21 protein-coding genes and 1 pseudogene are annotated in these 24,155 nt (G+C 58.2%); 11 read left to right on the plus strand and 11 right to left on the minus strand.

What is annotated here, in order from left to right; all coding sequences use genetic code 11:
- Nucleotides 1-267: 267 nt before the first annotated feature.
- The 6 genes from CFE42_RS05215 to CFE42_RS05235 all read left to right on the plus strand — a co-directional run bounded on the left by CFE42_RS05215 (nt 268) and on the right by CFE42_RS05235 (nt 6,824).
- Nucleotides 268-1,458 carry an AAA family ATPase gene (locus tag CFE42_RS05215; protein ID WP_004632791.1) on the plus strand — a complete coding sequence of 397 codons (1,191 nt, stop codon included), beginning with the start codon at nt 268-270 and terminating at the stop codon, nt 1,456-1,458.
- A 107-nt stretch (nt 1,459-1,565) separates the two neighbouring features.
- On the plus strand, nt 1,566-1,955 hold the full coding sequence (locus tag CFE42_RS05220; RefSeq protein WP_004632793.1) for a hypothetical protein: 390 nt from the start codon (nt 1,566-1,568) through the stop codon (nt 1,953-1,955).
- Between the two features lie 232 nt (nt 1,956-2,187).
- The gene (locus CFE42_RS05225; protein ID WP_004632796.1) at nt 2,188-3,186 is read left to right on the plus strand and encodes an ABC-three component system protein; all 999 of its coding nucleotides are present in this window, start codon (nt 2,188-2,190) and stop codon (nt 3,184-3,186) included.
- On the plus strand, nt 3,140-3,367 hold the full coding sequence (locus tag CFE42_RS23885) for an ABC-three component system middle component 6 (RefSeq protein ID WP_004632798.1): 228 nt from the start codon (nt 3,140-3,142) through the stop codon (nt 3,365-3,367). The genes CFE42_RS05225 and CFE42_RS23885 overlap by 47 nt, the downstream gene beginning before the upstream one ends.
- On the plus strand, nt 3,358-5,085 hold the full coding sequence (locus CFE42_RS05230; protein ID WP_004632800.1) for a DUF2326 domain-containing protein: 1,728 nt from the start codon (nt 3,358-3,360) through the stop codon (nt 5,083-5,085). The genes CFE42_RS23885 and CFE42_RS05230 overlap by 10 nt, the downstream gene beginning before the upstream one ends.
- 281 nt (nt 5,086-5,366) lie before the next feature.
- Nucleotides 5,367-6,824 (plus strand): hypothetical protein, encoded by a 1,458-nt coding sequence (locus tag CFE42_RS05235; RefSeq protein ID WP_238563818.1) that lies wholly within the window; start codon nt 5,367-5,369, stop codon nt 6,822-6,824.
- On the opposite strand, the gene CFE42_RS05240 is transcribed toward CFE42_RS05235, so the two are convergent.
- From CFE42_RS05240 to CFE42_RS05265, 6 genes are all read right to left on the minus strand, one after another.
- On the minus strand, nt 6,783-7,853 hold the full coding sequence (locus CFE42_RS05240; protein WP_004632804.1) for a TniQ family protein: 1,071 nt from the start codon (nt 7,851-7,853) through the stop codon (nt 6,783-6,785). The genes CFE42_RS05235 and CFE42_RS05240 overlap by 42 nt on opposite strands.
- A complete protein-coding gene (locus CFE42_RS05245) occupies nt 7,850-8,746 on the minus strand; it encodes a TniB family NTP-binding protein (RefSeq protein ID WP_238563819.1) in 897 nt (298 codons plus the stop codon). The genes CFE42_RS05240 and CFE42_RS05245 overlap by 4 nt, the downstream gene beginning before the upstream one ends.
- Before the next feature lies 1 nt (nt 8,747).
- Complete coding sequence (locus CFE42_RS05250; protein ID WP_004632808.1) at nt 8,748-10,670, minus strand: Mu transposase C-terminal domain-containing protein; 1,923 nt, start codon at nt 10,668-10,670, stop codon at nt 8,748-8,750.
- Between the two features lie 3 nt (nt 10,671-10,673).
- Nucleotides 10,674-11,318 carry a heteromeric transposase endonuclease subunit TnsA gene (locus CFE42_RS05255; protein WP_004632810.1) on the minus strand — a complete coding sequence of 215 codons (645 nt, stop codon included), beginning with the start codon at nt 11,316-11,318 and terminating at the stop codon, nt 10,674-10,676.
- A 388-nt stretch (nt 11,319-11,706) separates the two neighbouring features.
- A complete protein-coding gene (locus tag CFE42_RS05260; RefSeq protein WP_004632812.1) occupies nt 11,707-12,765 on the minus strand; it encodes a DMT family transporter in 1,059 nt (352 codons plus the stop codon).
- A 49-nt stretch (nt 12,766-12,814) separates the two neighbouring features.
- The gene (locus CFE42_RS05265) at nt 12,815-13,036 is read right to left on the minus strand and encodes a hypothetical protein (protein ID WP_004632814.1); all 222 of its coding nucleotides are present in this window, start codon (nt 13,034-13,036) and stop codon (nt 12,815-12,817) included.
- Between the two features lie 174 nt (nt 13,037-13,210).
- On the opposite strand from CFE42_RS05265, the gene CFE42_RS05270 reads away from it, so the two are divergent.
- The 4 genes from CFE42_RS05270 to CFE42_RS05285 all read left to right on the plus strand — a co-directional run bounded on the left by CFE42_RS05270 (nt 13,211) and on the right by CFE42_RS05285 (nt 17,149).
- Nucleotides 13,211-13,489, plus strand: coding sequence for a metal/formaldehyde-sensitive transcriptional repressor (locus CFE42_RS05270; RefSeq protein ID WP_004632816.1), 279 nt, complete (start codon nt 13,211-13,213; stop codon nt 13,487-13,489).
- A 7-nt stretch (nt 13,490-13,496) separates the two neighbouring features.
- Nucleotides 13,497-14,801, plus strand: a complete 1,305-nt coding sequence (gene dmeF, locus CFE42_RS05275) for a CDF family Co(II)/Ni(II) efflux transporter DmeF (protein ID WP_004632818.1) — start codon at nt 13,497-13,499, stop codon at nt 14,799-14,801.
- A gap of 125 nt (nt 14,802-14,926) precedes the next feature.
- Nucleotides 14,927-15,883 carry a hypothetical protein gene (locus CFE42_RS05280; protein ID WP_004632820.1) on the plus strand — a complete coding sequence of 319 codons (957 nt, stop codon included), beginning with the start codon at nt 14,927-14,929 and terminating at the stop codon, nt 15,881-15,883.
- A gap of 342 nt (nt 15,884-16,225) precedes the next feature.
- Entirely contained in the window at nt 16,226-17,149 is a 924-nt protein-coding gene (locus CFE42_RS05285; protein ID WP_004632823.1) for a cation diffusion facilitator family transporter, read from the plus strand.
- A 62-nt stretch (nt 17,150-17,211) separates the two neighbouring features.
- Here CFE42_RS05285 and CFE42_RS05290 read toward each other — a convergent pair whose 3' ends face one another.
- The 5 genes and pseudogenes from CFE42_RS05290 to CFE42_RS05315 all read right to left on the minus strand — a co-directional run bounded on the left by CFE42_RS05290 (nt 17,212) and on the right by CFE42_RS05315 (nt 21,831).
- Complete coding sequence (locus tag CFE42_RS05290) at nt 17,212-18,855, minus strand: NRAMP family divalent metal transporter (protein ID WP_004632824.1); 1,644 nt, start codon at nt 18,853-18,855, stop codon at nt 17,212-17,214.
- A 43-nt stretch (nt 18,856-18,898) separates the two neighbouring features.
- Complete coding sequence (locus CFE42_RS05295) at nt 18,899-19,105, minus strand: hypothetical protein (protein WP_004632825.1); 207 nt, start codon at nt 19,103-19,105, stop codon at nt 18,899-18,901.
- A 236-nt stretch (nt 19,106-19,341) separates the two neighbouring features.
- Complete coding sequence (locus CFE42_RS05300; protein ID WP_004632826.1) at nt 19,342-20,772, minus strand: carbohydrate porin; 1,431 nt, start codon at nt 20,770-20,772, stop codon at nt 19,342-19,344.
- A 379-nt stretch (nt 20,773-21,151) separates the two neighbouring features.
- Nucleotides 21,152-21,578, minus strand: a pseudogene (locus CFE42_RS23890) (universal stress protein).
- A gap of 91 nt (nt 21,579-21,669) precedes the next feature.
- Nucleotides 21,670-21,831, minus strand: coding sequence for a hypothetical protein (locus tag CFE42_RS05315; protein WP_004632828.1), 162 nt, complete (start codon nt 21,829-21,831; stop codon nt 21,670-21,672).
- Nucleotides 21,832-22,084: 253 nt separating this feature from the next.
- Between CFE42_RS05315 and CFE42_RS05320 the strand changes: the two genes are divergently transcribed.
- Nucleotides 22,085-24,058: an APC family permease gene (locus CFE42_RS05320; RefSeq protein ID WP_004632829.1), complete on the plus strand. Its 1,974-nt coding sequence runs from the start codon at nt 22,085-22,087 to the stop codon at nt 24,056-24,058.
- The last annotated feature ends 97 nt before the right edge of the window (nt 24,059-24,155 follow it).

Here is a 24,155-nt window from a genome sequence, read left to right on the forward strand (position 1 = left end):
TACTTCGCCGGATAGCCCCAACCCCACCTGTGTTCTATGGTGGAGGGAGGTAGCAACACAACCCAATATTCCCCCATCTCCATGGCTGCCACGGACATCCGCCGTCACCAATCGACCCCAGCGGTCGGTATTGGCAGCCGCATGCTTGCTCCACCCGAGCGAGTTCGTACGCGAATAGTCAGCTGACTCCCAGCCCTATAGGTCCCGGGCATTGCCCGATTGGACAGCTGCGGTTGCATGCCGCAAGTTCGCGTATGGAGAAAGATCATGTCTGCTTCCGAGCGCTCCTCGGATCACCCCCCTGGGTTTCTGCCCTTGGGCGATCTCACAGCGTGGCCCAGTGCCGCGGCATGGCGGTTACTTATCCCCTCTGACACTCGCACAGCTCTTGCCGCGGCCCGACAAAGCAAGGAGTCCCAGGAGGAAATCCCCGGATTCTCAATTGAGGAGCCCCCCGCGGCCGCGCCGGTGGCTGTACCTGCACCACCTCGTCGAAATCGGCGCGGGCATGTTCAAATTTTTCGGCCTGAGACGCTGGCGCTCGCCGCCGAGAACCTTCAAGGTGCCGACCGGCACCAGGAGCGATATGCACAACCATTGCTAGCGCAAGCCGGCATTGATGACGGCTACAGAGCCCTGCCTCGCACCCGCTCCACGCTGAAGAGGCTCGAAACGACCCAGGACTTGTTTGACAACCTGCGCGAGCCAATTCAGAAGCTGAAGATCGACCTCACGCTCATGAGTGCGATGCGGACGAAGGACTTTCGCGTTCGGCCGATCCTGTTGACGGGACAGCCTGGTGTCGGAAAAACGCACTTCGCGCTGAAGCTGGCCGAAATCTTGGGTGTGCCGATGCGGAAATGGTCTGCGGGAAGCGCACAAGCAGGTTTCCAACTGACGGGCGGTGATAGCGCATGGCGCGACGCTCGGCCAGGGATGATCTTTGAGGTGCTCGCTCGCGGCGATTCAGCGACGCCCGTGTTGGTCCTGGATGAGGTGGACAAGCTTGGAGAAGGCGGCCGCTATCCGGTAACTCCAGTACTGCTGGACCTCCTTGAGTCCGGAACAGCACGCATGTTCGAGGACACATTTCTGCGTATCGCATTTGACGCCAGTCGGATCATCTATGTCCTCACTGCGAACGATCTCGCCGCGGTGCCTGCGCCGCTATTGAGCCGCGTGGAAGTATTCGACATCCCTGCACCCGAGCCCGAGCAACGGTTGCGGCTCGTCTTGGCAGAAGTTCGTCGGCTGCAGCGGGCCACCGGCAGATGCATTGAACTAGACGCCAATGCGGCAGACGCCTTGTCCGAGCGAAGCGACATCGACCTGCGCGCAACCCATCGCTTAGTGCAGGATGCGTTCGCGACCGCGATGGCGTCTGGCAAGAACATCGCCGTGCCGAAGGTACCGCGGCATGTTACGCAGATGTCGATTGGTTTCGTACCCAACACATAGATTTTGGTGGCGGTGGCTGCGATTGCAGGATGGCGTTATTCCCCAAATAAACGCTTAACCACCGTTGCCGCACTGGTTCCACGGTATAGAACTCGGAGCGCATCACTATGAAGCCAACATATAGAGAACGTCAGGAACTCAGGAGGCAGTTCCCCGATGATGTTGACCGGATGCTGCGATGCCTGAAAGAAGCCGGTTTCACGGCAACGGACGACGAGGCGGTTGGAGCTTGGGCGGAGTATTCGGATGACAGATTCGCGGGTTGGTTGGAGCTTCCCGAGTCCGATGCAACCTTACGAGTGATTCTCCTCAAGCATCTGCCGAGCGCGAGATCACAGGCTGCTTGGCGCATCACAGTAGTCGGCGCACCCGATGGCATCGGCGACCCGGTCATCCCGCTTGCCTCCGAACTGTTTGAACAGATGGGGTGGAAGGTTGGCGACGAGTTGTCGATCGAAAGAGTTGATCCCGACACCTTGCTATTACGGCGGATCTAGTTCGCGCTCACGGCGAGAGCGAGACGTGAGCGAAACCAGCCATATATCCTCACCACCAGTCCGAGAAACACAACCCCACTAAAGGATGGGTATTCCAAATAACTAAAATGAGAAGTAAATAAATCAAAACTCTCGGAATGATTTATTTGGCAAAGCCATCTAGTGCCCCAGCATGTCCCCCATGTAAAATCGCTCACTCAAACAATGAAAACCATGATACTGGGGTAGGGACATGCAGAGACCTGTCTATTTTAGCATTTGCGAAGAGAAATTATCCTTACTGTGCACAAGGATAAAAAATCGCGGAAAACTCAACATCCTCGATTATCACAACCACTCAGAAGATTTTTATCTTCATTTTCTTAACGAGCTCTATGGCTACGAGCTCGAGAACATCAATCAATTCCAACAGAATGTTGAAGGGATTGATCTTTGCGACAAGAAGAACCTCATAGTGCTGCAGGTTTCCTCAACCGCAACCAAACAGAAGATTGAATCTGCGTTATCCAAGAATCTAAATTCATACAACGGATACTCCTTCAAATTCGTCCCCATCTCCGACGACGCAGACTCCTTGCGAACGAAAAAATACAAAAACCCTCATCAACTGACATTCTCCCCAGCGTCAGACATTTATGATATACCAGCAATTCTTAAAAAAATCAAAAGCCTAGATATCATCAAGCAAAGGGCCATTTCCGAATTCCTAAAGCGAGAACTCGACGCGATCCCGGTAAATCGCTTTACCGAAACCAATCTCGCAGAGGTAATCAACTCCCTTTCCCTCGAAGACTTGTCGGACGGATTTTCCCTCAACAAACCAATTCCATTCCGTTACGACGACAAGATCGAATTCAACGGCCTAGATGTCGCGGCCGTACTAATCGACGATTACAAGGATCACTATCATAGAATTTCCAGAATCTATGAAGAGTTTGATGCCGCCGGCAAGAACAAGAGTAATTTTGTCTTCCAATCCCTAAGAACCGCATATCTAAAACTCAACAAAAAGCACTCTGGAGATGAACTCTTCTTTAAAATTGTGGAAGAAATGGTAACAGTCGCGCAAAATAGCTCGAATTGCGTTACAATGCCATTAGATGAACTCGAGCAGCATGTTAGCCTGATCGCCGTTGATGCTTTCATTCGCTGCAAGATCTTCAAGAACCCATCTAAAGATCAATATGCTGCTGCCAGAGAACATACACCCCCATCACAGTCTGTTCTTTAACGGCTCAATTATTCTTAAGGCTCTCAAGGGAACTGGCGAGACGAGCATGCTGGACTTGTTCGCAGAGACCCGAAAGCTCCGAGAAATTCAGATGCCAATTTTCACGCTCTCTCTGGATTGGCTTTTCCTTGCAGAGCTGGTTAACTTCAATGATCGTGGAAATATCGAGCCATGTTTCTAAAGTCGCTTCGAATTGAGAATGAAAACGGTGTCATTCGACATATACCTTTTCATGCAGGTCTCAATCTCATTGTTGATGAAACGCCGGACAGCAATAACGAGGCGACAGGAAACAATGTTGGCAAAACGACAGTACTACGCTTGATAGATTTCTGCTTTGGTGGCAGTCCGAAAGAGATTTACACGGACCCGGAAGACAGGAAGAGCGAGCATCAGATCGTCAAAAATTTCCTGCAAAAAACGTATGTTTTGATTACATTGACACTCACGTCGGATCTTTCGAATCCTCGCTCGGAGGAGATTGTCATCGAAAGAAATTTTCTCCCTAGAAAGGGAATGATCCGTCGAATCAACGGCAATCAATTAACAGAAGAAGAATTCACGCACACCCTCACAGAGAAACTTTTTCCTGGCCAATCCGGCAAAAAGCCCTCGTTGGGTCAGCTAATTTCACACAATATCCGTTACAAGGATTTCTCGCTTACAAACACCCTTCGTCATGTTCATCCCATGACAAAGGATGAGGAATACGAAGCACTTCACCTCTACATGCTGGGGTGTGATTTCTCACGTGGGGATGAGAGACAAAAGCTCATCGGCGATTTGCGTGTTGAGAATGCTTTTAAGGCAAGATTGGAGGCCGCTGGATCAAAGTTCGTATATGAGACGCTTCTTTCGCGAATCCAACGCGAAATCGAAAAACTCAATCACCGAAGAGCCTCCTTTAACATCAATCCAGATTTTGAAAGAGATTTGCAGCGTCTCGATGAAATCAAGTACGGAATCAACACCGAGTCGTCCATAATTGGAGCAATAAAGCTGCGGCGCAATTTGCTGACCGAAGCAGTCGCCGATACGCAAGCACGTCGATTTCAAGTAGACACAGTTCAGTTAAAAGCACTTTACGCGGAAGTATCCTCTCGGCTATCTGGGGTGCAAAAGACATTTGATGAATTGGTTGAATTTCACAACAAAATGGTCGACGAGAAATCTAGATACATTTCTCGGGACATACCTTTGTTGGAAGAGGAGATAGCGAACCGAGAGGCTGAACTGAGTCGTCTACTCGACTTGGAAAGAAATCTTGCCGCCAAGCTGGCCAAAAGTGGTTCGCTCAATGAGCTTGAACTTGTAATATCGGAACTGAACGAGAAACATCGGCTGCTTGGAGAGTATCAAACTGTTATCAGACAGATCGACGCAACGAGCGAAAGAATAGGAAAAATTGAGGGACAACTATCGGAGATTGACGGCGATTTGTTTTCAGGCGAAACACAATCCGTCATTCAATCTCAGGTACATAGATTCAATGAATTTTTCTCGAAAATATCCGAAGAACTTTACGATGAGCAATACGCACTCACTTTTGAAATTGTAAAAACAAGGTCAGGAAGACAGGTTTACAAGTTCAAAACGTTCAACATGAACATGAGTTCCGGAAAGAAGCAAGGTGAGATATCTTGCTTTGATATCGCATATACACTATTCGCGGACGACGAAAATATTCCATGCATGCATTTCTTACTAAACGACAAGAAAGAGCTCATGCATGACAATCAGTTATTAAAAATCGCCAACCTCGTAGAAAGAGAGAAAACGCATATCCAATTTGTGGCCTCGATGCTAAGAGATAAATTGCCGCCCGAGCTCAACAGCGACAATTTTATTGTCCTAAAACTTTCACAAGATGATATGCTCTTTAATATTGAATCCAATTAAATGGTTCAAGCCCCTCGCGAAAGCGCATGATCGTGATTTGAAAGCGAAATCAAGGGTGCATGCTTCGCATAAACGCGTTCCCCAAAAGCGAGGACCTTTGGCGCGTGGACTGGTTCGGTCCCATCGCCTTTCCCGATCGCATGGTGCGGCGGCGCCATCCGTCCGTGCTGGTCTCGCTGTCCAAAGGCAACGGCCGGGACACTTCCGCTCGCCTATCGCTTCCCTCGCTCCGTCACGCGGAAAGACAGTCAACCCGATGCTGGGTTTCAGTCGGAACCGCGATGCTCTTGCGCATCGGCGACCAGTGGCGCGAGCAGGCCCTGGAATCCCGTGCGGCAGACGAAGAGTTGCTCTGTGAGGATCTGGAGATCAGCCGAGACACCTGCGAGCTTGTAAAGGCGGGATCGAGCTTCGAGGATGGCGGCTTCATGTTGCCACTTCACGAGCATGCGGGGCATCGCGAGAACACGCACTCCTATTGCGTCCGGGTCACTCTCCCGAACGGCAAGCTACTTGTCGTCCCCTGCATGGAGTTGATCCGCTTCTACTTTGGGTCGTCCAGCGAACTGCTGAATAGGCTGTTCTCTCCCCAACTCCGGAAAGAGCATCTCTACACGGGGATGACAATCGATCGGCACAACCGGATGACGCTCCAGCTGGCAGACCGCATTCCGCGTGCGAGCGCCGAAGACATCGCGCGAATTGCCGGCGGCCGCCTCGCATGGCATGCGGCCGCAATGATCGGTGCATCCTGTGCTCGAGCTGCACAAGCGCGGCAGGAGATCTATCCGCAGACCCTCTTTCCGTTCGAAGGAACGACAACGCTGCGAGCCTCCGGGAAGTGGCTATCGCGCGGCAACGATCAGAAAGGAACGTTTCTCGTCTATCAGCTGCTGAGTTGCTCGCACCCTTTCCCCTTCAAATCATTGCGATTCCGTGTGACCGGCACAAGGAAGAATCTCGGCAGCAAGGTAGCGCCCGAGACCCCGCCGCAGGCTACAGTCCCATCAGCTCGAAAACCCAAGGAACCCTCCAAAGTCAGCCTGGAAGAGCATGACCCTTCATCGCAGCTTGCTCCGGCTACGATGCCTATGCGCGGCAATCGGCGGTTCGTCGACCTAGAGAACAAGTGGGTCTTCGCGGACCGCGCCATTGGTGGACAGAAACCTCGTACCACTACCTCGTCCGGCGAACCCATCAGCGAGCATGCGATTGGCGAGCCGGGCTCCACGAAGCGCATCCGAGAAGCGCAAATCGTCGATGGCGACAACGAGGTTCCGGACCCACCGGCATTCTTGGCGCACGCAGTCAAAGCGCTATCTGGGCTGAACGACGCGTCCGTGCGCGTCCTGACGGCAAGCCGCGACGACGGGTGGTCTGTCCCCATGCCACTAATCGCGGACGAGGACGGGGTACTGGACGAACATCTGCTGGTTCCGGATGACGAAAACCGGATGAAGCGCGTAGCAGCATTCGCTGTTTCATCAAAGGAAGCATCCACCTTGCTCATGGTTCACGAGGCCAGCCCACCTGTTTCATTCGCGGTGCCCCTGGCGAACAAGAGTGACGAAGCGATTCAACATGCGATTCAGGCGGCGACGGGGGCGTTTATCTCGGTGCAGAATGGAACTGGTTATCAGGTGATGGCCTTGGAGCACACTCAGGTCAGTGCCCCTGACGAGTTACGCTCCTGGATCTCAATGCAGCTGTACCACGCGGCCATCGCGTATCTGCGCTGAACTCTCCCCTGCGATTGAAAGGTCTCCGAACGAGTCGCAGCCCGTCTGACCACCCGCATCGATTCGTGGCTGCGTCAGGATCTCTTTGATGAACCGATGGTGTAGCGGAGCGACCGGCTTGACCGGCCGCTCGTACGCATCGGGGTCGCGTTGAAGAAGCCAGAGGGACCAAAGAAGCACCGCATGCCGTGTCACTACAGATTGCAGTTCGAACGCCGGCATTCTGGCCTGTTGAATTTCCAGGTCAGCGTAGCCGAAGCGACACGCAAGGCTATTGCAGAGGCGCGGCTTGGCCTTGCCCGACAACAGCGTCACCGCCATAGCGTGTAGACGCTCTAACAGGCCTGGCAGACCTATCGCGTTCACGACAGAAAGCTCGCGGGTCAGTTGCTGCAGCAGAGCTAAAAGCCCGCTCCCTCGATCGTCTACTGCAGGTGCCTCCGCCAATCGGAGGTCGAAATCGCAGTTGTGGCAATGGCAAATACCATCTATTTCCGCGTGGCACCAGTTTGAATCGACCCTCTGAACAAACAAGCAAGCGCCACAGCCTGGGCACCGATCCAGCAACAAGCATTGGTGCCGCTCACAGAAGGTTTGAAGTGCAACCCTCCAGGAGAGACGGAAGTACGGTACCGGGTCACTTCTGAGACAGTACGGGCAAAACTGGAGACCTGGGCCAAGCCTGACGCTCCGCGGCAGATTGATAGCGATCACCCAAGGGAGGAATCCCCCAACGTGAAACTGTCGATAGAGAACCCCCTCGTAGACGCGCAGCGTGGCTTGATGCACTGCGTCCGGATGCGTTCCTGTGTGCAACGCCAACGCCTTCAGAAGGGACTCTCGACTGCGTCGGTCGATATCCATCGTCAGTTGCAGAGCCATGGGACCAAGCGCCACGTTGCAGAACGGCATCACGCCCATTCCATGGCCATGCGCTAGCCGCACGATCCAGCTCGATAATAGCTCACCAGGTATGGGCTTGTATCGTATCGGCCAGAGCTGCGTCTTTGCGCATGACCACGTTTTCATAGTCTCCGCCTGTAGGTCTTACGCTTGGAGGGCGGAACCCAATCCAGATCGGCAAGCAACTTCTCCGTAATCGCTTCTTCACCGGACCTAACTGCCTCCACTGCCGCCGCTTTCACTAGATCGAAGATGTCCCCAAGGGTGGATTCGCTCTTTACATAGATCGCCTGCATCATCTCGGGGTAATGCAGGCCTGACGGCTTGCGCAGTGGTGTCCGCCGCTCCAGAGTCATCAGCAACGTCCCTAGCTGCTTGCCAGGCGTCCAACTGGGCATCTCGATCGGGACGAACCGACTCGACATCTGCGGATCGGAGTTAAACGCGTTGTACGCCTCTTCAATCCCTGAAGCGACGATGCTGATCTTTGCCTCATTGCTCAGGCTCTTGAGGGCATTGCGAAACTCGCGCTGCTTGGTAAGGCCACCGGCAATCAGATGGTGGATCTCGTCGATGATCAGGATGCGCACATCCATCTCGCCGAAAAGACGTTTGACCTGCGAATACTTTTCGTAGACCGGAGCCGTCGGCTTGTACGGCGTCATCAGACTATCCATGATCCGACTATAGAAGTCGGACAGGTCGGGTTTCGGTGGCGCATCGACCATCACCACCGGACATCGTGTGACCTCCTTGTGGGGATCCATATCAGGAAGGTGGTCAGCGCGGAACCGCTCAAGAATAGACGTCTTGCCGCTGTATGAGGGGCCCACGATGAGGTAGCTCGGCATCCGCGTCACCTTTGGATAGTCGAGCAACTCCTCTAGTTTCTGAAGTGTCGTCTTCGCATGGTCGAGGGGCAGCCACGTGCCTGTCTGGATCTCTCGAATGCGGTCCTTGTCCGGCAGCGCCAGGTGCGTCTGTGCTGTCGGGCTGAGGTGAGCATACTGAGTCATCATGCTATTCATCATCGCTCAGCGGTTGGACATCGTCAGGGTCGTATCCCCGGATGCTTGGCGCTAGTCTGGAGGGATCCACCTTCGAAGCACGCGGCAAATCTTGAGGCTTCCGCGCGCGTGCCTTCTCTTGCTGCTTGCGTTGCTGCTCTGCTCGACGCGCCGCCTTGCTCCGTGCAGCGGCAGCCTCTTCGAGTTCACGCTGCCGAGTGATCAGCGCAAAAAGATCTCGCTCGCTGTAGTCCTTCATGCCGGCGTCCTTCGCCGCTTTGTTGGCCGCGCGAATCTCCCAAAAACTTGCAGGCGGCAAGCTCGAATCTCGATAGGGAATCGCCTGGTAACGTTTGAGATCCGAATCGAAGAAGTACAGCACGCTCATGTCGCGCGGGTCATAGCGAAACCGGAACTGCTTGCCCTTCCTCGGATTATCAGGATCACGCTCGCCGATCCATGGCCGCAACACGTCATGGAAGTAGTGAACTCTTTCGTTGACGACGCCATCGCCTTGGATCGTTCGCTCCACATATGGCATGAAGTCGATGCGGAGCTTCTCGGGGTCGGTGACTATTGGTGGGATTCCACGCCCCATCTTTCCCCGTGTGCCGAGAATGCCCTCAGTCCATTTGGTCAATGGCGTCGTGCCAATGCCGGCGTGAACGTCTCGATGATATCGAGCGAACATTAGGACAAGCCATTTCTCCAGTTCGTCGATGGTCATGCAGGCATTGCCCTCGGCGTCGTACTCTCCTTTCTGCTGGGGATTTGCGAAGGTTGCCCCTTTGAGTTCTTTCAACTCCTCGGATACGGTACCCATGAGCCGCTCGATATGCGCACCATAGCGAGGCTGCTTGACCGGCCGGAGATGAATGTCGATGTGGTACTCCCGCGTAGCAACGGCCAGCATCTTGCCTCTGAACTCCTTGGCATTGTCCATATGCAGGACGTCTATGGGGCCGCGGAAGGGCCACTCAATATCGCCACATCCCAGCCGTGCCATCCATTCGCCCTTGTCCAACATGGCGTGCGAGATACACATACCCGCAGACATCGCTGAAGGTGGATCCAGAGACAAATACATACCCAAACAGGCGCGGCTGAACACATCGATTGCCAAGGTGATCCAGGCCCGGCCGATCGACTTACGGTGCTTCTCGTCCACGATGATGACGGGCAACAAAGTGTGATCGACCTGAACCAGGGCAAGCGGCCATTCGGCGTCCGGAATGGATCCCTTGTTCACACCAAATCGTTGTTCAGCGGCGCGGCGCCCCTCACGGCGCTTCAGCGCTTCCTGCTCGTCCAACCAACTTAGATGTCGGTAGATGGTCGACACGGCTGGGAGAGGCTCAAGCGCTGCGACATGGCACAAGCGGCGGACCTCCCTGGCGGCCTTCGCTGCCGACGGCTTCTGCTTGGTTAGATAGTGCTCTTGAACGTACTGGTCCAAGATCAGTTTCACTTCAGGCGCTAGCCGGCTGCGCCCGCGACCACCGCTCTTGCGCGTCGGTATCAGCGAGGACAACTGCTCGGACGAAAGGTAGGTTCGCAGCCAGTTATAGAGCGTCGGGACACTCACGCCTGCGTTGGCTGCCACAGCGACATAGTCCGCCTTAGTCCGGTTCCGCCGGAGAGCGAGCAGAGGACTAATGATGTCCAGTCGGCTTTGCGCGATTTCCCAGTCATCCTCCGATACGTCTTCAAGGTCGATATGCTCTCTGGGCTCCGGGAAGCCCTCAAGGCCCTTAAACGGTGCCTTGAGCGACCCCACGTTGAGGATAACCATCGCTCCTGATGCATCCTCGCGCGCGATAACGCTGTCCAAGCCAGCGTAGTGGAGAATCGCGTATGTACGCCCATCGTGGCTGTAGCTGCCCCCCTTCTTAATCGATAGAAGGGTCGGCGTCTTTGCTAACGGCTTGCTTGCCATGACCTAGCTCGGTAGAAACAGTTGCGTGCTTTCCAGCGGGATCTGCAAATCCACGTGAATTTCGCCATGGGCAACAAGATGCCAAAGCACCGGAATCAACTCTGCGCGCGTCTCTAAACTGTCCGTCAAACTGCCCAGTAGCGTCTCCGGAGTCGTTGGGCTACCCAACCGGCGCATCGCGTCAAGCACCCGTTCCACCTCAATGGGATCTGCGGGCGTATGGCGATACCTGTGCAGGTACTTCAAGTTTTGAATGCGCGGCGTCCTGATGTCATCCTCTGTTCGAGTGACGAAGATCCAGCCTCGCTCTTCTGCAAATACAGCTGCTGCAGCGAACTTCTCCCGATACGTCTCGGCATGCTGGTCAAGGTGCTCTTGTATTTTGATTTCCACCAACTCAGGTGGCCGCTGGTCGCCCGAGGAGGAGTCACGATATTTCACCAGCAGATCTGGGACATAGACTCGCCCGCGAGACAGCGGGATTTCGACAGGCTGTGCTTCGTATGAGTCGACGCGGGGATCGGAGTCGAGCAGGAGCATGTACTCCTTCTCCAGAATTGACTCGAACTCGATGACTTCGTCCGCCTGAGGAGATGCGTGACGGCCGGTGACAAAGAGGTAATTTTTGGGGATCCGGCGGGCCGGCATAAGGCGCTCCACAAACCATACATACGTGGATTCTTGCGTTCCCCACCCTGACCTGTCGACCCTCCATCGCGAGGGTTCCTGGTCCAGGCGAATATCAGTCTAGGTCGCTGAACGCAACTTACATAGTGCACACAGGACCTTAGTTCCCTTTCGGATGTACATATGGCTCCGATCACGGAGAATGACTCATAAACAGTGCAAACCTGCGCCGAATGCCACATAAACTGAGCAATCCGACCATTGGGGCAGCGAACCAAATCGGAAAATGGTCGTTCGGCCGAAACCACCCCGGCACGGCATCGGCGCTTCGTACTTGGTCGATTCACGTACTTTTGGCGAAACGTGGGCTCGAGACCGCTGCGTTCGCAACACTGGTTGCTGCCTGCGCCTAGTGTGTATGGCGATGGTGAATATCCGGGTAATGCGGATGTTTGTGGACTAAAGGCTCGTGCTGATGCACATGCACGTGCGGCTCCTTGCCGTCCCACGGGAAATCGTGCTCGTGCTGGTGGTGCTCGTCATGTCGGTGCGCGTGCGTATGCTCCATCGGCTCGTGCACGTGCTCATGTTCATGCCGCTCGCGCAGGTGCAGCCACACGCCAAGCGCCATCAACACGGCCGCCAGCCAGAACAACACCCCAGGAATTTCCGGCCAGATCAGGAAGGAAATCACCACGCCGAATAACGGCGCAACGGAGAAATATGCCCCCGTCCGGGCAGTCCCCAGATGCCGCAAGGCCACCACGAACAACGCCAGGCTCACGCCATACCCAGCGAACCCAACCGCCATCGCCGACGCAAGCGGTAGCGCAGAAGGCAATGCATTGCCGGCGGCCAGCGCGAAGCCGGTATTGCAGGTGCCGGCCACCAGGCCTTTGAGGCACGCGATCAGTACCGCATCGTTGGAGGAGACGTTGCGCGTCAGGTTGTTGTCGACCGCCCAGCAGGCGCAGGCCGCCACAATCAGCAAGGCGCTTGGCGACAAGCTGGCCGCATCCGGTTGCCATGACAGCAGCACACCGCCCGCAACAATGGCAATCATCCCGAGCACGATCTGCCGGTCAGCGTTTTCCTTGAACACGAGCCACGCGATCAACGCGGTGAAGACGCCTTCGACGTTGAGTAGCAGCGATGCGGGGGCGGCCCCCGTTTGCGTCAACCCCGTCATCAATAGCGCCGGTCCCGCTACTCCGCCAGCCAGGATGGCGCCGAGCAGCCAAGGAATCTCGCGGCGGGGGATGGTCGGTCCCGGCTGCGGCGTCTCAGCGGGCTTCCGCGTCAGCCACCGAGCCAACAACACGCCTGCCAGGCCAAGGCCACTTCCCAGGTAGAGCAGCCCTGCCAGCAGGATTGGCGAAATTCCGCCAGTCAGAGTTTTGGCCAGGGGCGTGCTCGCGCCAAATAACAGCGCGGCGGCCAAAGCAGGGCTAGCGGTGCGAATGGACATAACGATAGTTGGTTGAGCAGACGGCCCTGCTGTCGTGCGTTCATAGGTGTTAGGCGCCAAGTCGCATGACACGCATCATGGTGTGGCGGTCGATGTCCTTCAAGCGAAAGCAAATTTCACGTGTGGCTGGGTTGATCGCCAAGCTGTGCGCGTTCGGCCCCACCAAGCCTTCGCCGATTTTGGTCACACCCGTCGCGGCGGCATGGAAGATCGACAGCACACCGGATTCACCGGCCACATAGAGCTGCCCGAAATCAAGGTCGTAGTCCACACATCAGGCGCCCTTCCGAGATCGAGGCATGCAGGGAGCTGCTTGGTCTTCATATTCAGGACGAGCAAGCGACTGTTGTCCTCGCCGGCAATGAATACGAATCGCTTGGCCATCACGGCGACTTGAATCTTATGTAGTATACTCCCCTACAGTATATTTTGATGAGGCAATGGGATGAGCCACACCATCCGTGAGAAGCAGAAGCTACTCAACCGCGTTCGCCGGATTCGGGGCCAGCTCGATGCCATCGAGCGCGCACTGGAGGAGGAGCAAGGGTGCGCCCCCGTACTGCAGCAGATCACGAGCTGCCGCGGCGCCATGAATGGCCTGCTCGCCGTCGTGCTGGAAGACCACATCCGCACCCACCTGACCGAGGTGGATGACGAACATGAGCACGCCGACGGCAGCGCCAAGGAGCAGCTGATCGAGGTCGTGCATAGCTATTTCAAGTGAGTCGGCTATGAGCAATTTCTACGACACGCCGTTCGGCGCGAGCCATGACCACGTGTTCCTGGGCGAGGGACACGAAAAGAACGAGCGCAAAACCTGGGCCGTGATCGTGCTCTGCACGCTCATGATGGCCGCCGAGATCATCGGCGGAAGCATGTTTGGCTCGCTGGCACTGGTGGCCGATGGGTTGCATATGTCGACGCACGCAGGCGCCATGCTGATCGCGGCACTGGCCTACACCTATGCGCGACGTCATGCGAACGACCCGCGCTTCGTGTTCGGGACGGGCAAGCTTGGTGATCTGGCCGGCTTCACCAGCGCCATCATCCTGGCGATGATCGCGCTGTTGATCGGCTACGAAGCGGTGGTGCGGTTCCTCTCGCCGGTGCCCATCCACTTTAGTGAGGCGATCCCGATTGCGATCGTCGGTTTGCTGGTGAATATCGCCAGCGCCTGGCTGCTGAGCGGTGGCGACCACGGTGGTCACAGCCATGGCCACAGTCATCACCATGGTCACGCCCACGGACACGATCACGACGCAGCCGGACTTGGCGACACGCATCCGCATGGCAAGGAAGTGCAGCACATCGACGCGCCCGCGGGCGTGTTCGCACTGTCGATCTTTGAAGAAGGCGTACCGCCAGTGTTCCGCCTGGCTGGAGAAACTGCTCCGCTGCCCGGCGATGTGGCGACGGTGACCACGTTCCGGCCGGACGGAAGCCGCCAGGAATTCCTGCTGGTCCGCAAGGCAAACTATCTGGAATCCACCACAGAGATTCCGGAGCCACATGCCTTCACTGCGGTGCTCGGCATCGGTGGTCAGGAATACAGCGTGGATTTCGAAGAGCATGACCACGACCACGCCGACGGACACGGGGCACACCATCGCGACCACAACATGCGCGCAGCTTATGTGCACGTTCTGGCCGACGCCGCCGTCTCTGTGCTAGCCATTGTTGGGCTGTTGTTAGCAAGAGCTTTCGGCTGGCTGTGGATGGACCCCCTTGCAGGCGTCGTCGGTGCGTTGGTCATCGCCAACTGGGCGTACGGATTGATGCGCGACACGGGCGGCATCCTGGTCGACATGACCCCAGACAAACATATCGGCAGGCGCATCAAGACGGCGCTGGAGTCCGATGGCGACACGCTGCTCGACCTGCACGTGTGGCGCATCGGCCCTGGCCACCTGGGCGCGGTGGTCTCGGTGAGCACAGGCCAAGCGCATCGCGGGCCGCAGTTTTATCACCAACGGTTGCGGCGACTTCAGGCACTCTCGCATATCACGGTGGAGGTTCACGCGTTGCCAGGCAACTAGCCTAACGGCCGACTCGGACATTTCCTCCGCATCCCCAAACATGGGGCGCGGCACCCTGCCAGGTGTGCCGCATCTGCCCGACCACAACAAAAACATTCGCGGGCTGACCGCAGATTCTCTCGACCATGTACCGCCCATCCGCATTTGTTCGCATTTGCGCAGCAGCGCTCGCCCTTGCTGCGTGCGGCGTCTCCGGCCCATCGCATGCGCACGGGATCGCGGGCAACCGCTTCTTTCCGGGCACACTCAATTTCGATGACCCAGCCGTTGCTGACGAACTCTCGATCACCGCGGGCGCTGTAAAACACCCTGATGACAGCGGAAACGTCACGGATCGCGGTGCAACGATCTCGTTCGCGAGGCTGCTGACACCCGAGGTCTCGATCGGTTTTGACACGGGCGTCATCCGGCGCGACTGGGGCAACACGCGACAGCCCGGCGCAACCGGTTCCGACGTGGTACTCAAGTCCAGGCTCTACGAAGATGACCTGAACGAAACGCTTGTTGCCGGTTCGCTAATCTATGGACTGCCCCATACCGGGGCCAAACGGCTCGGCGCCAACACTTCAGCGACCATCGCCCCCAGCCTTTATATAGGCCAGGGGTTCGGCGCCTTGCCTGACGCATGGTCTTGGCTGCGGCCATTCGGCATCACAGCGGGCGTCAGCGTGGCCGTGCCGACCAGCAAGACGTCGGACAACTTGAGCTATGACCCGACGACGCGGCAGTTCAACACTGTAAGGACAGCCAATGTCACCACGGTGCACTGGGGATTCGCGCTGGAGTACAGCACGCTCTATTTGACGGATCGATTTGTACCAGGCGTGCTGCCCAAGGACGAACCCCTGCACCAATGGATTCCCTTGATTGAGTTCGCTTTCGACTCGCCACGGGGGCAACGCACGCGCGGCACCGTCAACCCAGGGGTCGCCTATGTCAAGGATACGTGGCAGGTTGCCGCGGAAATGGTGCTTCCTGCAACGCACGGATCGACGCGAGGTGTCGGCGCAAATATTCAGGTGTTGTTCTTCCTTGATGATTTCCTGCCGTCGCTGTTCGGCAAGCCGATCCTGGCTCACTAGTGGATAGTCTTGATGCGCATGTTCACGATGGGGGTAGGGACTTAGATTCGCCCCGCGCCAATGGCATCTGGCATGAAGTACTTGTGGGGGACGAAAACGCTTTCTGGTCTCGAGGCAATCTGATGCGGCTTAAGGCTGAAAGCGCCTCTTTGCTGGATCACGGATCCCGGTATTGCAATTGTGCTAACCAATGCAACAGCGAATGCGAACGCCTCTCATGCGGATTCTTTTCTGCGGCTCCCGGTTATTTCCCAAACGGCTAGCTCTCCCCCTATGATCTTGGACAAATTCAGGCACTCGCCCGCAAGGTGATCTGTCCTCGACCATCAGACGAACAAGACCATGCAACAGCCGACCGAGATCGATGTCGACAGCGAGACGCCCGCCATGAAGCGCGCGGCGAAACGCAGCACTCTCGTGAGCGTGGGTGTAAATTTGGCCCTAACAGCCGCGCAACTGGTTGCTGGCGTTCTTGCCCATTCACAAGCGTTGATAGCCGACGCGATTCACTCGCTTTCCGACCTGGTTTCGGATTTCGTCGTTCTCTTTGCCGGACACCATAGCCAGAAGGAACCGGACGCAGAACATCACTATGGTCACCTTCGGTTCGAGACAGCGGCATCCCTGGTTTTGGGCTTGCTGCTACTTGCCGTAGGCATCGGAATGCTTTGGAGCTCGGTCACCAAGCTGGAGCATCCGGAATCAATTTCACATGTGAAGTTGATTGGTTTGTGGGTTGCACTTGGCGCACTGGTAAGCAAAGAGCTGTTGTTCCGGTACATGCTGGCTATCGCCGAGCGCGTGCGCTCCAGCATGCTGATAGCGAACGCCTGGCATGCTCGCTCCGACGCAGCCTCCTCGTTGGTGGTCGCACTCGGCATCATTGGCAATTTGCTTGGATTCCACCTGCTCGACCCGGTGGCCGCACTCATTGTGGGGCTGATGGTATCCAGAATGGGGTGGCAGTTTGGCTCGAATGCTCTGCACGATCTCATGGACAGAGCCGTCGATGAACAGACAGCGACCGAAATTCAGCAAGTAATGCTCGGCACGCCAGGCGTGCTTGGCGTTCACGACGTTCGGACACGCAAGATGGGCGACATGATCCTGGTGGACGCGCACTTGGAGATCGAAAGCACCGCAACCGTGAAAGTCGGTCACGACATCGCGCTCGAAGCCAGGCGACGCGTCTTGGAACGACGTGACGTACTCAATGTCATGACCCACGTCGATCCCGTAGACAGGCTTCCACCCTGTGCAGGCTAGCTCACGACGGCCGCGCGCACGTCAGAAGCGAGCAAAAGCAACTAATGGCTGCTGGCCTAGCATTAACCGGTCAACAACCCGGCAATCCGCACCAAAACCAATCCAGCCGCCACCACAAGATAGCCACGTAGCACAAACATCCACGTGCGCTTGAGCGGTGTCCAACGTGCTGGCGTGAGCTGTTCCAGCGGCGGCATGGTCCAGTGGTCGCGATCCAGCACGCTCACGCGCAGTGGATGCTGGGGTCGATGACTGCGCCGCTCGATGTGCCACAGCACCAGCGACATGACGATGGCGATGAGCGAACCGCCGATCAGGATCGCGCCGATTTCGAACTCGCCGATGCCTGGAAACAGCACCGCCGCCGTCAGGATGACGGAGAGCATCACCAGCACCGCCACCACCCCGCCGGTGAAGATGTTCATGGCGCGTCCGTTCGTCCATGGGCCCAGCACGGCCTTGTCATTGCACAACAGCAGCAGAAACACCGTGGCGCTCGGCAGCAGCACGCCGGCCAGTGATTGCACCGCGTTGGTCAGCAGCCCGAGCGGCACACCCGGCGTCAGCACCAACCCTGCGGCCAGCAGCGTCAGCCCGAAGTAGATCGCATAGAAACCCTTGGCCTCCGTCGGCTTGCGATGCAGCGAATGCCGTACAGCGAACACATCGCCGATCGCATAGGCCGTGGACAGCGACACCGCGCATGCGCCGATAATGCTGGCGTCCAACAGCGCGATCGCAAACAGCACACCGGCCCAGCGGCCCGAGTGCGCTTCCAACCCTTTCGCCGTGCCCAGTGCATCGGTGTAGTTGCCAACCTCTGGCGTACCGTGGAAGGCCTGCGCGCTGAAGGCGATCATCGCCACGGCACCGGCAATCACCAGCACGATGCCAAGCCAGAGGTCCGCACGCTCATAGCGGATGAAGCGCGCCGTGATGCGCTTGTCGATCACGTAGCTCTGCTGGAAGAACAATTGCCACGGCGCCACCGTCGTCCCTACGATGGCGATGATCAGCAGCATCACCTCGGCCAGCGGTACACCGGCCGGAAGCGCAGGCACGAAGAAATCGCGCGCCACCTGCCCCATCGGCGGATGCACCATCACAAAGATGGGTATGAGCGTGAGGCTGCCCGCCACCAATATCAGCGCGAAGCGCTCGAAGCGGCGGAAGTCGCCGGTGGACGCCGCCAGCATCACCAGCGCGGCCGCCGCACACACGCCCCAGTGGCGCGGGATGCCGAGATATTCCAGCGCGAGGCTGATGCCGATGAACTCCGTCACCAGTGTCAGCGCGTTCACCAGGAACAGATCGATGACGGAGAAGGTGCCCCAGAACTTGCCGAAGCGCGCAAAGATCAGCCGCGCATGGCCGACGCGCGTGACGGCGCCCAGGCGCAGCACCATCTCCTGGTTCACGTAGAGCACGGGAATGAGCAGCAATAGCGTCCACAGCAGCGTGGTGCCGTAGTTCTGCCCGGCCTGCGTGTACGTACCGAACGCGCCAGCATCGTTGTCGCCGACCATGACGATCAGGCCGGGCCCGAGAATGGCGAGCAACGTGCGCAGGCGCGCGCGCCAGCTATCGCGTGCGCCGGTATCGTGGTGGGCGATGGTGCCCAGCGCACCGCGGATGTCGCCCACATGGGCGCTATCAAGAGCGGCATGACGGATTGGTGTGTCAATGCCCGGAGTCAGTTGGGTCATAGCGACCTCCGATTTGTTATTGGGTGGTGGGGCTACCCGCCGGTTACCAGTAGGTGCGCGACAGTCGGATAGCGGCAGCGGCGTAGCCGTGGCCGGAGAGCGGTTGACCGCCGTCATCCGCACGCCGATTGGCGGTGGCGGGCACGGCGTTGGCACGCTCGGGCGCACCGGCGCGGGCCTGCACGAACGGCGAGCTGAACGGCAGCGCGATGGCCGAGAAACGGCGGGCGGGAATGTTGAATTTGCGCATGGCAACTCCTCGCCACATGGGTGCAACAGATGCGCGGCATGCGGCAATCGCCGCACAGGGGTCGTCTTACCCTAGCGGCAGATTCAAACAATCAAGGAGCGATGCAGACACCGCTGCCTTGCCTAGGCGGCAAGTCAACAGCAGGGAAAACCGTGCGGCAGACTCGCCTAGTGGGAAACAGATGTGGATGTCGGATAAGGTCGACTCGGACTGTCCATATGGGTCCTCCGTAGGCGTTAGAACTCCGCGTGGGCACGAATGCCAAAGAACTTGGCAGGCCCGCGGTCCCGGTTGTAACCGGGGTTCTGGATCAACTGAAAATCGGGGCTGAGCGTGATGCCCTTGACCGGTTGAAAGCTGTAGAACACTTCGAGTATGCGCTCGTGGCCATAGTTCAGCGCGCCGTCACCCAGGAAGGCGCCGCTGCCGCCCGCCGCCAGATAGGCACGATGATCCGGGCCCAGCATGTTGAGCGAAAAGGCCGCTCCCAGCACATCATTCGGCCGCCGCCAGGACGTGCCCTTGAGCAGACCGCCGAACGACACGTTGCGGCCCGCCTCGGTAAAAGCATAGGTCTCAGTCTTGTCATCCGACCAGTTCAGGCGGGTGAACAGGCCCAGGTTTTCGCCCACTTTCTGCTCGAACGACAGGCCCACGCCCACCTTGGCGTGCTCGCGCCGCACCTGGCTCAGGTCTGGCGCGGCACCGGTGGCCTGCCCGAGCGCAATCGCATCATCAAAGCGGCCCATGCGCGCTAAGTTGCGCCAACCCAGCAGGCGCACCTTGCCCTCCTGGCCGAACAGCGTGTAGCTCTTTTCCAGCTCGAGCATGTCGCCATAGTGCTTGAGAAAGCGCGTGTCGAGCGGCAAACCATTGGACTCCACCGGTTGCAGGAAACGGCCTGCGCGGACAGCCCAGCCGAGTTCGCTGTCGATATATTCCAGCGCCACGCCCCAGCTGTAGCCGCGCGCATCGGCGGGATAGTCGAAAGATGGATGCGTCATGAATGACCAGTTCAGAAACTGTGTGCGCGGGTCATGCGCATGTTCCACGGCATCGAACACATCGAGCACTGGCAGGTTGCCCACGGTCAGTACCACGCGGCGCTTGTCGACCACATCGGCGAACTGGTTGAAGTCGGCGTCGACCTTTTCCGTATCGCCGCCCAGTCCCCAGGTCTGACGCATGAAAACACGGGCGCGATACAGCGTCGGGTCGGTGCCAGTGACCTTGGCCAACTCCCCGTTGGTTGGGCCGCCCAAACCATGCAGATCGGAGAAAGCCTTGCCCATCACCACTTCCGGGTTGAAGTGGAACTCCCCGCCCTTCCACAGCCGCATGCCCAAATCCAGCGTGGTGCTGAAGGAATAGCTGGTGGCGCGGCCCGGTGTCAGGCTGTTGTCGCCGCTGTACGGCGCGTTGAATGCCGGCTTGGCTTGCCAGACCCACGTCGATTGGCCATGGAATCCAAAGCGATCGCCCAATTCACCACTGGCGATCAGCGGTGCATCGGCAACCGGGGCCTCTTCCGCGCGGGCAGCCTGCGCACAAACCGACAGCAGCGTGATCACAGCCAACAACGCTGGACGGCCAAGCGCTGCGGCGCGTGCCAGAACCAGCGGACGTACTGCGACCCAAGCGTATTGCAGCATCGAAAGAAACAACATGAGACCTCCCCCGTTCGCTTCTATGACGAACGTAGGCACGAGCCGACCACGGCCCTCCCAGGAAACCACGCACGCAAGCGCGCACGCAGCCACATGGCCGTGTCGGTAAAACAATCGAATTGGGGAAGAGACTTGCGTAGAGAACCCACACAAGTGCCACTGCCCGCCGTGCAATGCGGCTAGGCAGTGGTGAGGTGCGCACGCGGCACGCCGAGACTGTCTAGCCGTTCAATGTGCGATCGAAGATCGACTAGAACAACTGTCCATGGAAATTAATCCGTAGTTGTGACGGCGCGCAGGTTAGCAACTCCGACCAAATTGGACAAGAAATTTCTTCGCGTATCGCGCATACAACGGCCATAGGGCTAGATATCTGCATTCAGCGCACCAACATCACCGGGATGCGCGATAAGCGCATCAGCCGATTTGACAGCCTGGCTCTGATCAAAGAGCCCAGGGGGGTACGCGCTGCTGAACCCATCACGATCATGTCGCATTGATTGGCCGCAGCGCTCTGGGCGATCGTTTCGGCCACGCGGCCGACTCGGATCTGCGCCACGTAACGCGCCCCCGGCATCGTCCAGGATGGCGCGCGCTTGTCGAAGCGCGGCTTCTCCGTCCTGTTCTTCGAGCTGGCGCAGCGCCTCCAGTGAGTGGTAAGCGCTGGCGCGACCGCCTTCGAGTGGCGCCTGCACGTTCAGCAGCACGATGTCCGACGCGCAGCGATCTTGGCAGAGGAAGGCGGCGTGGCGCACGGCATCCAGTGCGTGGCGGGAGCCGTTAACCGGTACGAGAAGTTTCAGCATGGCAAGGTTTGATCACGTTGATCGGCCGGCGGCAGGGTGAGTCGGGTGGTTGCCTGCGGGTACCGGGATACGTTGGGCTCTGAGCGCTTCGTTAAGACAGGTCCGCCGTGTTCGAGTCCGAAGCGCCGTGCTGCTCGATGGCGCGACCATAGCGTTCCTCCGCGCGCCGATCCGTGAGGTAGACAGCGATGAACAATGCGATAACGGCGACCATGGCGCCGATGCCGAGCAACCATCTGGCTAGGATGTCCATCTCGATGATGGCGCATGGCGCCCGCGTAGTGGTGATAGCTGAAGCGTAGCCAGCCGACCGTCAAAAACGTGTAGAGAGATCACCCGCGCGTGAAAAAATCGCGTAAACAAACCACCCTGGATGCCCTGTTTAAGCCAGTTCACGGGCAAAGGCCGCCTTGGCAGGCATCGGTGGCATTTGTGCGGACGCTGCTCTAGATTGAGCAGTACAGCCAACTTGGCCCCCATAAGACCACTCGCTGCACGGAGACGCCATGGCAAGCATGACCAAGATGTGGCAACTGCTGGTGGGTAAGCCCCTGGACCCGCTGGACCCGCGCACACGCCATGCCATTGCGGTGACGCCGTTGCTGGCGTGGGTCGGGCTGGGGGCGGATGGGTTGTCTTCCTCCTGCTACGGCCCGGAAGAAGCCTTTCTGGCGCTGGGCCAGCACACGCCGCTCGCGCTGTTTCTCGCGCTGGCCACGGCTGCCACGGTGTTCATCATCGCGCTGGGCTACAACCAGGTGATCGAGCTGTTCCCGACCGGCGGGGGTGGCTACCGGGTGGCCACGGCACTACTCGGGCCGCGCCCCGGGTTGGTGTCGGGGGCGGCGCTGCTGGTGGACTACGTGTTGACCGTCGCCACCTCGTTGGCAAGCGGCGTGGACGCGTTCTTCAGCCTGCTGCCCGTGAGCGCGCAAGCGTTCAAGCTGGGCACCGAAATCGTGTTGGTCGTGTTGATGACCGGGCTCAACTTCCGGGGCATGCGGGAATCCATCCTGGTGTTGCTGCCGATCTTCATCGGCTTTGTGGTGCTGCATCTCGGGTTGATCGTCTATGGCGTGGCCGTGCACGGCGACCACTTGGTGACGGTAGTGCCGGACGCAGTCAGCGAGGCGCATGGCATGTCACAGGCGCTTGGGCCGCTGGTGATGCTCGGCTTGCTGATGCGCGCGTTCTCGATGGGCGGCGGTACCTATACCGGCCTGGAAGCCGTCTCGAACAACGTCAACATGCTGGCCGAGCCGCGCGTGCCTGCCGGCAAGCGCACCATGTTGTACATGGCGACGTCGCTGGCCTTTACGGCGGGCGGCATCATCCTGCTGTACATGCTGTGGCAGGCCAAGCCAGTGGAAGGCCAGACGCTTAACGCGGTGGTGTTCGGCAGCGTGATCGACCACATGGGGCTCGACTCAGCGCTTGCGCGCAGTGTGCTGCTGGCAGCCGTGCTGGCGTTCGAGGCGGGCCTGTTGCTGGTGGGCGCGCAGACGGGTTTTCTGGATGGCCCTGCGGTGCTGTCGAACATGGCGCAAGACTCCTGGGTGCCGCGGCATTTCCGCGATCTGTCGACGCGGCTGGTGCGGCAGAACGGCATCATCGTGATGGGCGTGGCCAGCGTCATCATCTTGCTGTGGACGCACGGCGAGGTGGCGGTGCTGGTGGTGCTGTACAGCATCAACGTGTTTCTGACGTTCAGCCTGTCACTGCTGGGCCTGTGTACGTACTGGTGGCGCCGCCGCAAGGACAGTGGCAACTGGCTCAAGCACTTCGCACTGTCCGCCCTGGGCCTGTCGGTCACCAGCACGGTGCTGGTTATCACGCTGGTCGAGAAATTCACGGCGGGCGGCTGGTTGACAGTGCTGGTCACCAGCGCGGTCGTGGCGCTGTGCGTCCTGATCCGGCGGCACTATGACGAAACCCGCGCACAGATCGCCAAGGAAGATGCGTTGTTTGGCGGAGCCCCCCCTGCGGTGGACGAAAGCAGCGCCCCGGCCAAACCAGACCCTTCACAGCCGACTGCCATTCTGCTGGTCGGCAAGCATCTTGGGGCGAGCATGCATGCGCTGCTGTGGGTGAACCGGCTGTTTCCCGGCCACTTCAAGAACGTGATCTTCCTGGCCGTGGGCGAGGTGGACGCACAGAGCTATGAAGGCGCTGAACATCTGGACCACCTGCGCCAGACCATCAGCGCATCGTTGGCGTACTACGTGGCGCACTGCCGGCGCCACGGCATGGCGGCGGACTACCGCATCGCCTTCGGCACGCACCCGATTGCGGAATTCACGCGCCTGGCCGAAACCACGATGGACGCCTTCCCGAACAGCGTGTGCTTTGCCAGCAAGCTCATCTTCAAACAGGTCAATTTCCTGACCGCCTGGTTGCACAACCAGACGCCGCTTGAGATCCAGACGCGCCTACACGTGCAGGGCAAACAGATGGTGTTGTTGCCGATGAACGTGGGGTAGCGCGGGAGATTGCTCACGCATTATTGAAACTGGGCGCACACCCGGCGTCCTGGCTCCTGTCATTTCTTGACGTTGCTTCCGCGGCATGTAAAGTGCT

This window comes from Ralstonia sp. PBBBR1 (assembly GCF_002256165.1).
Lineage (GTDB): Bacteria > Pseudomonadota > Gammaproteobacteria > Burkholderiales > Burkholderiaceae > Ralstonia > Ralstonia thomasii.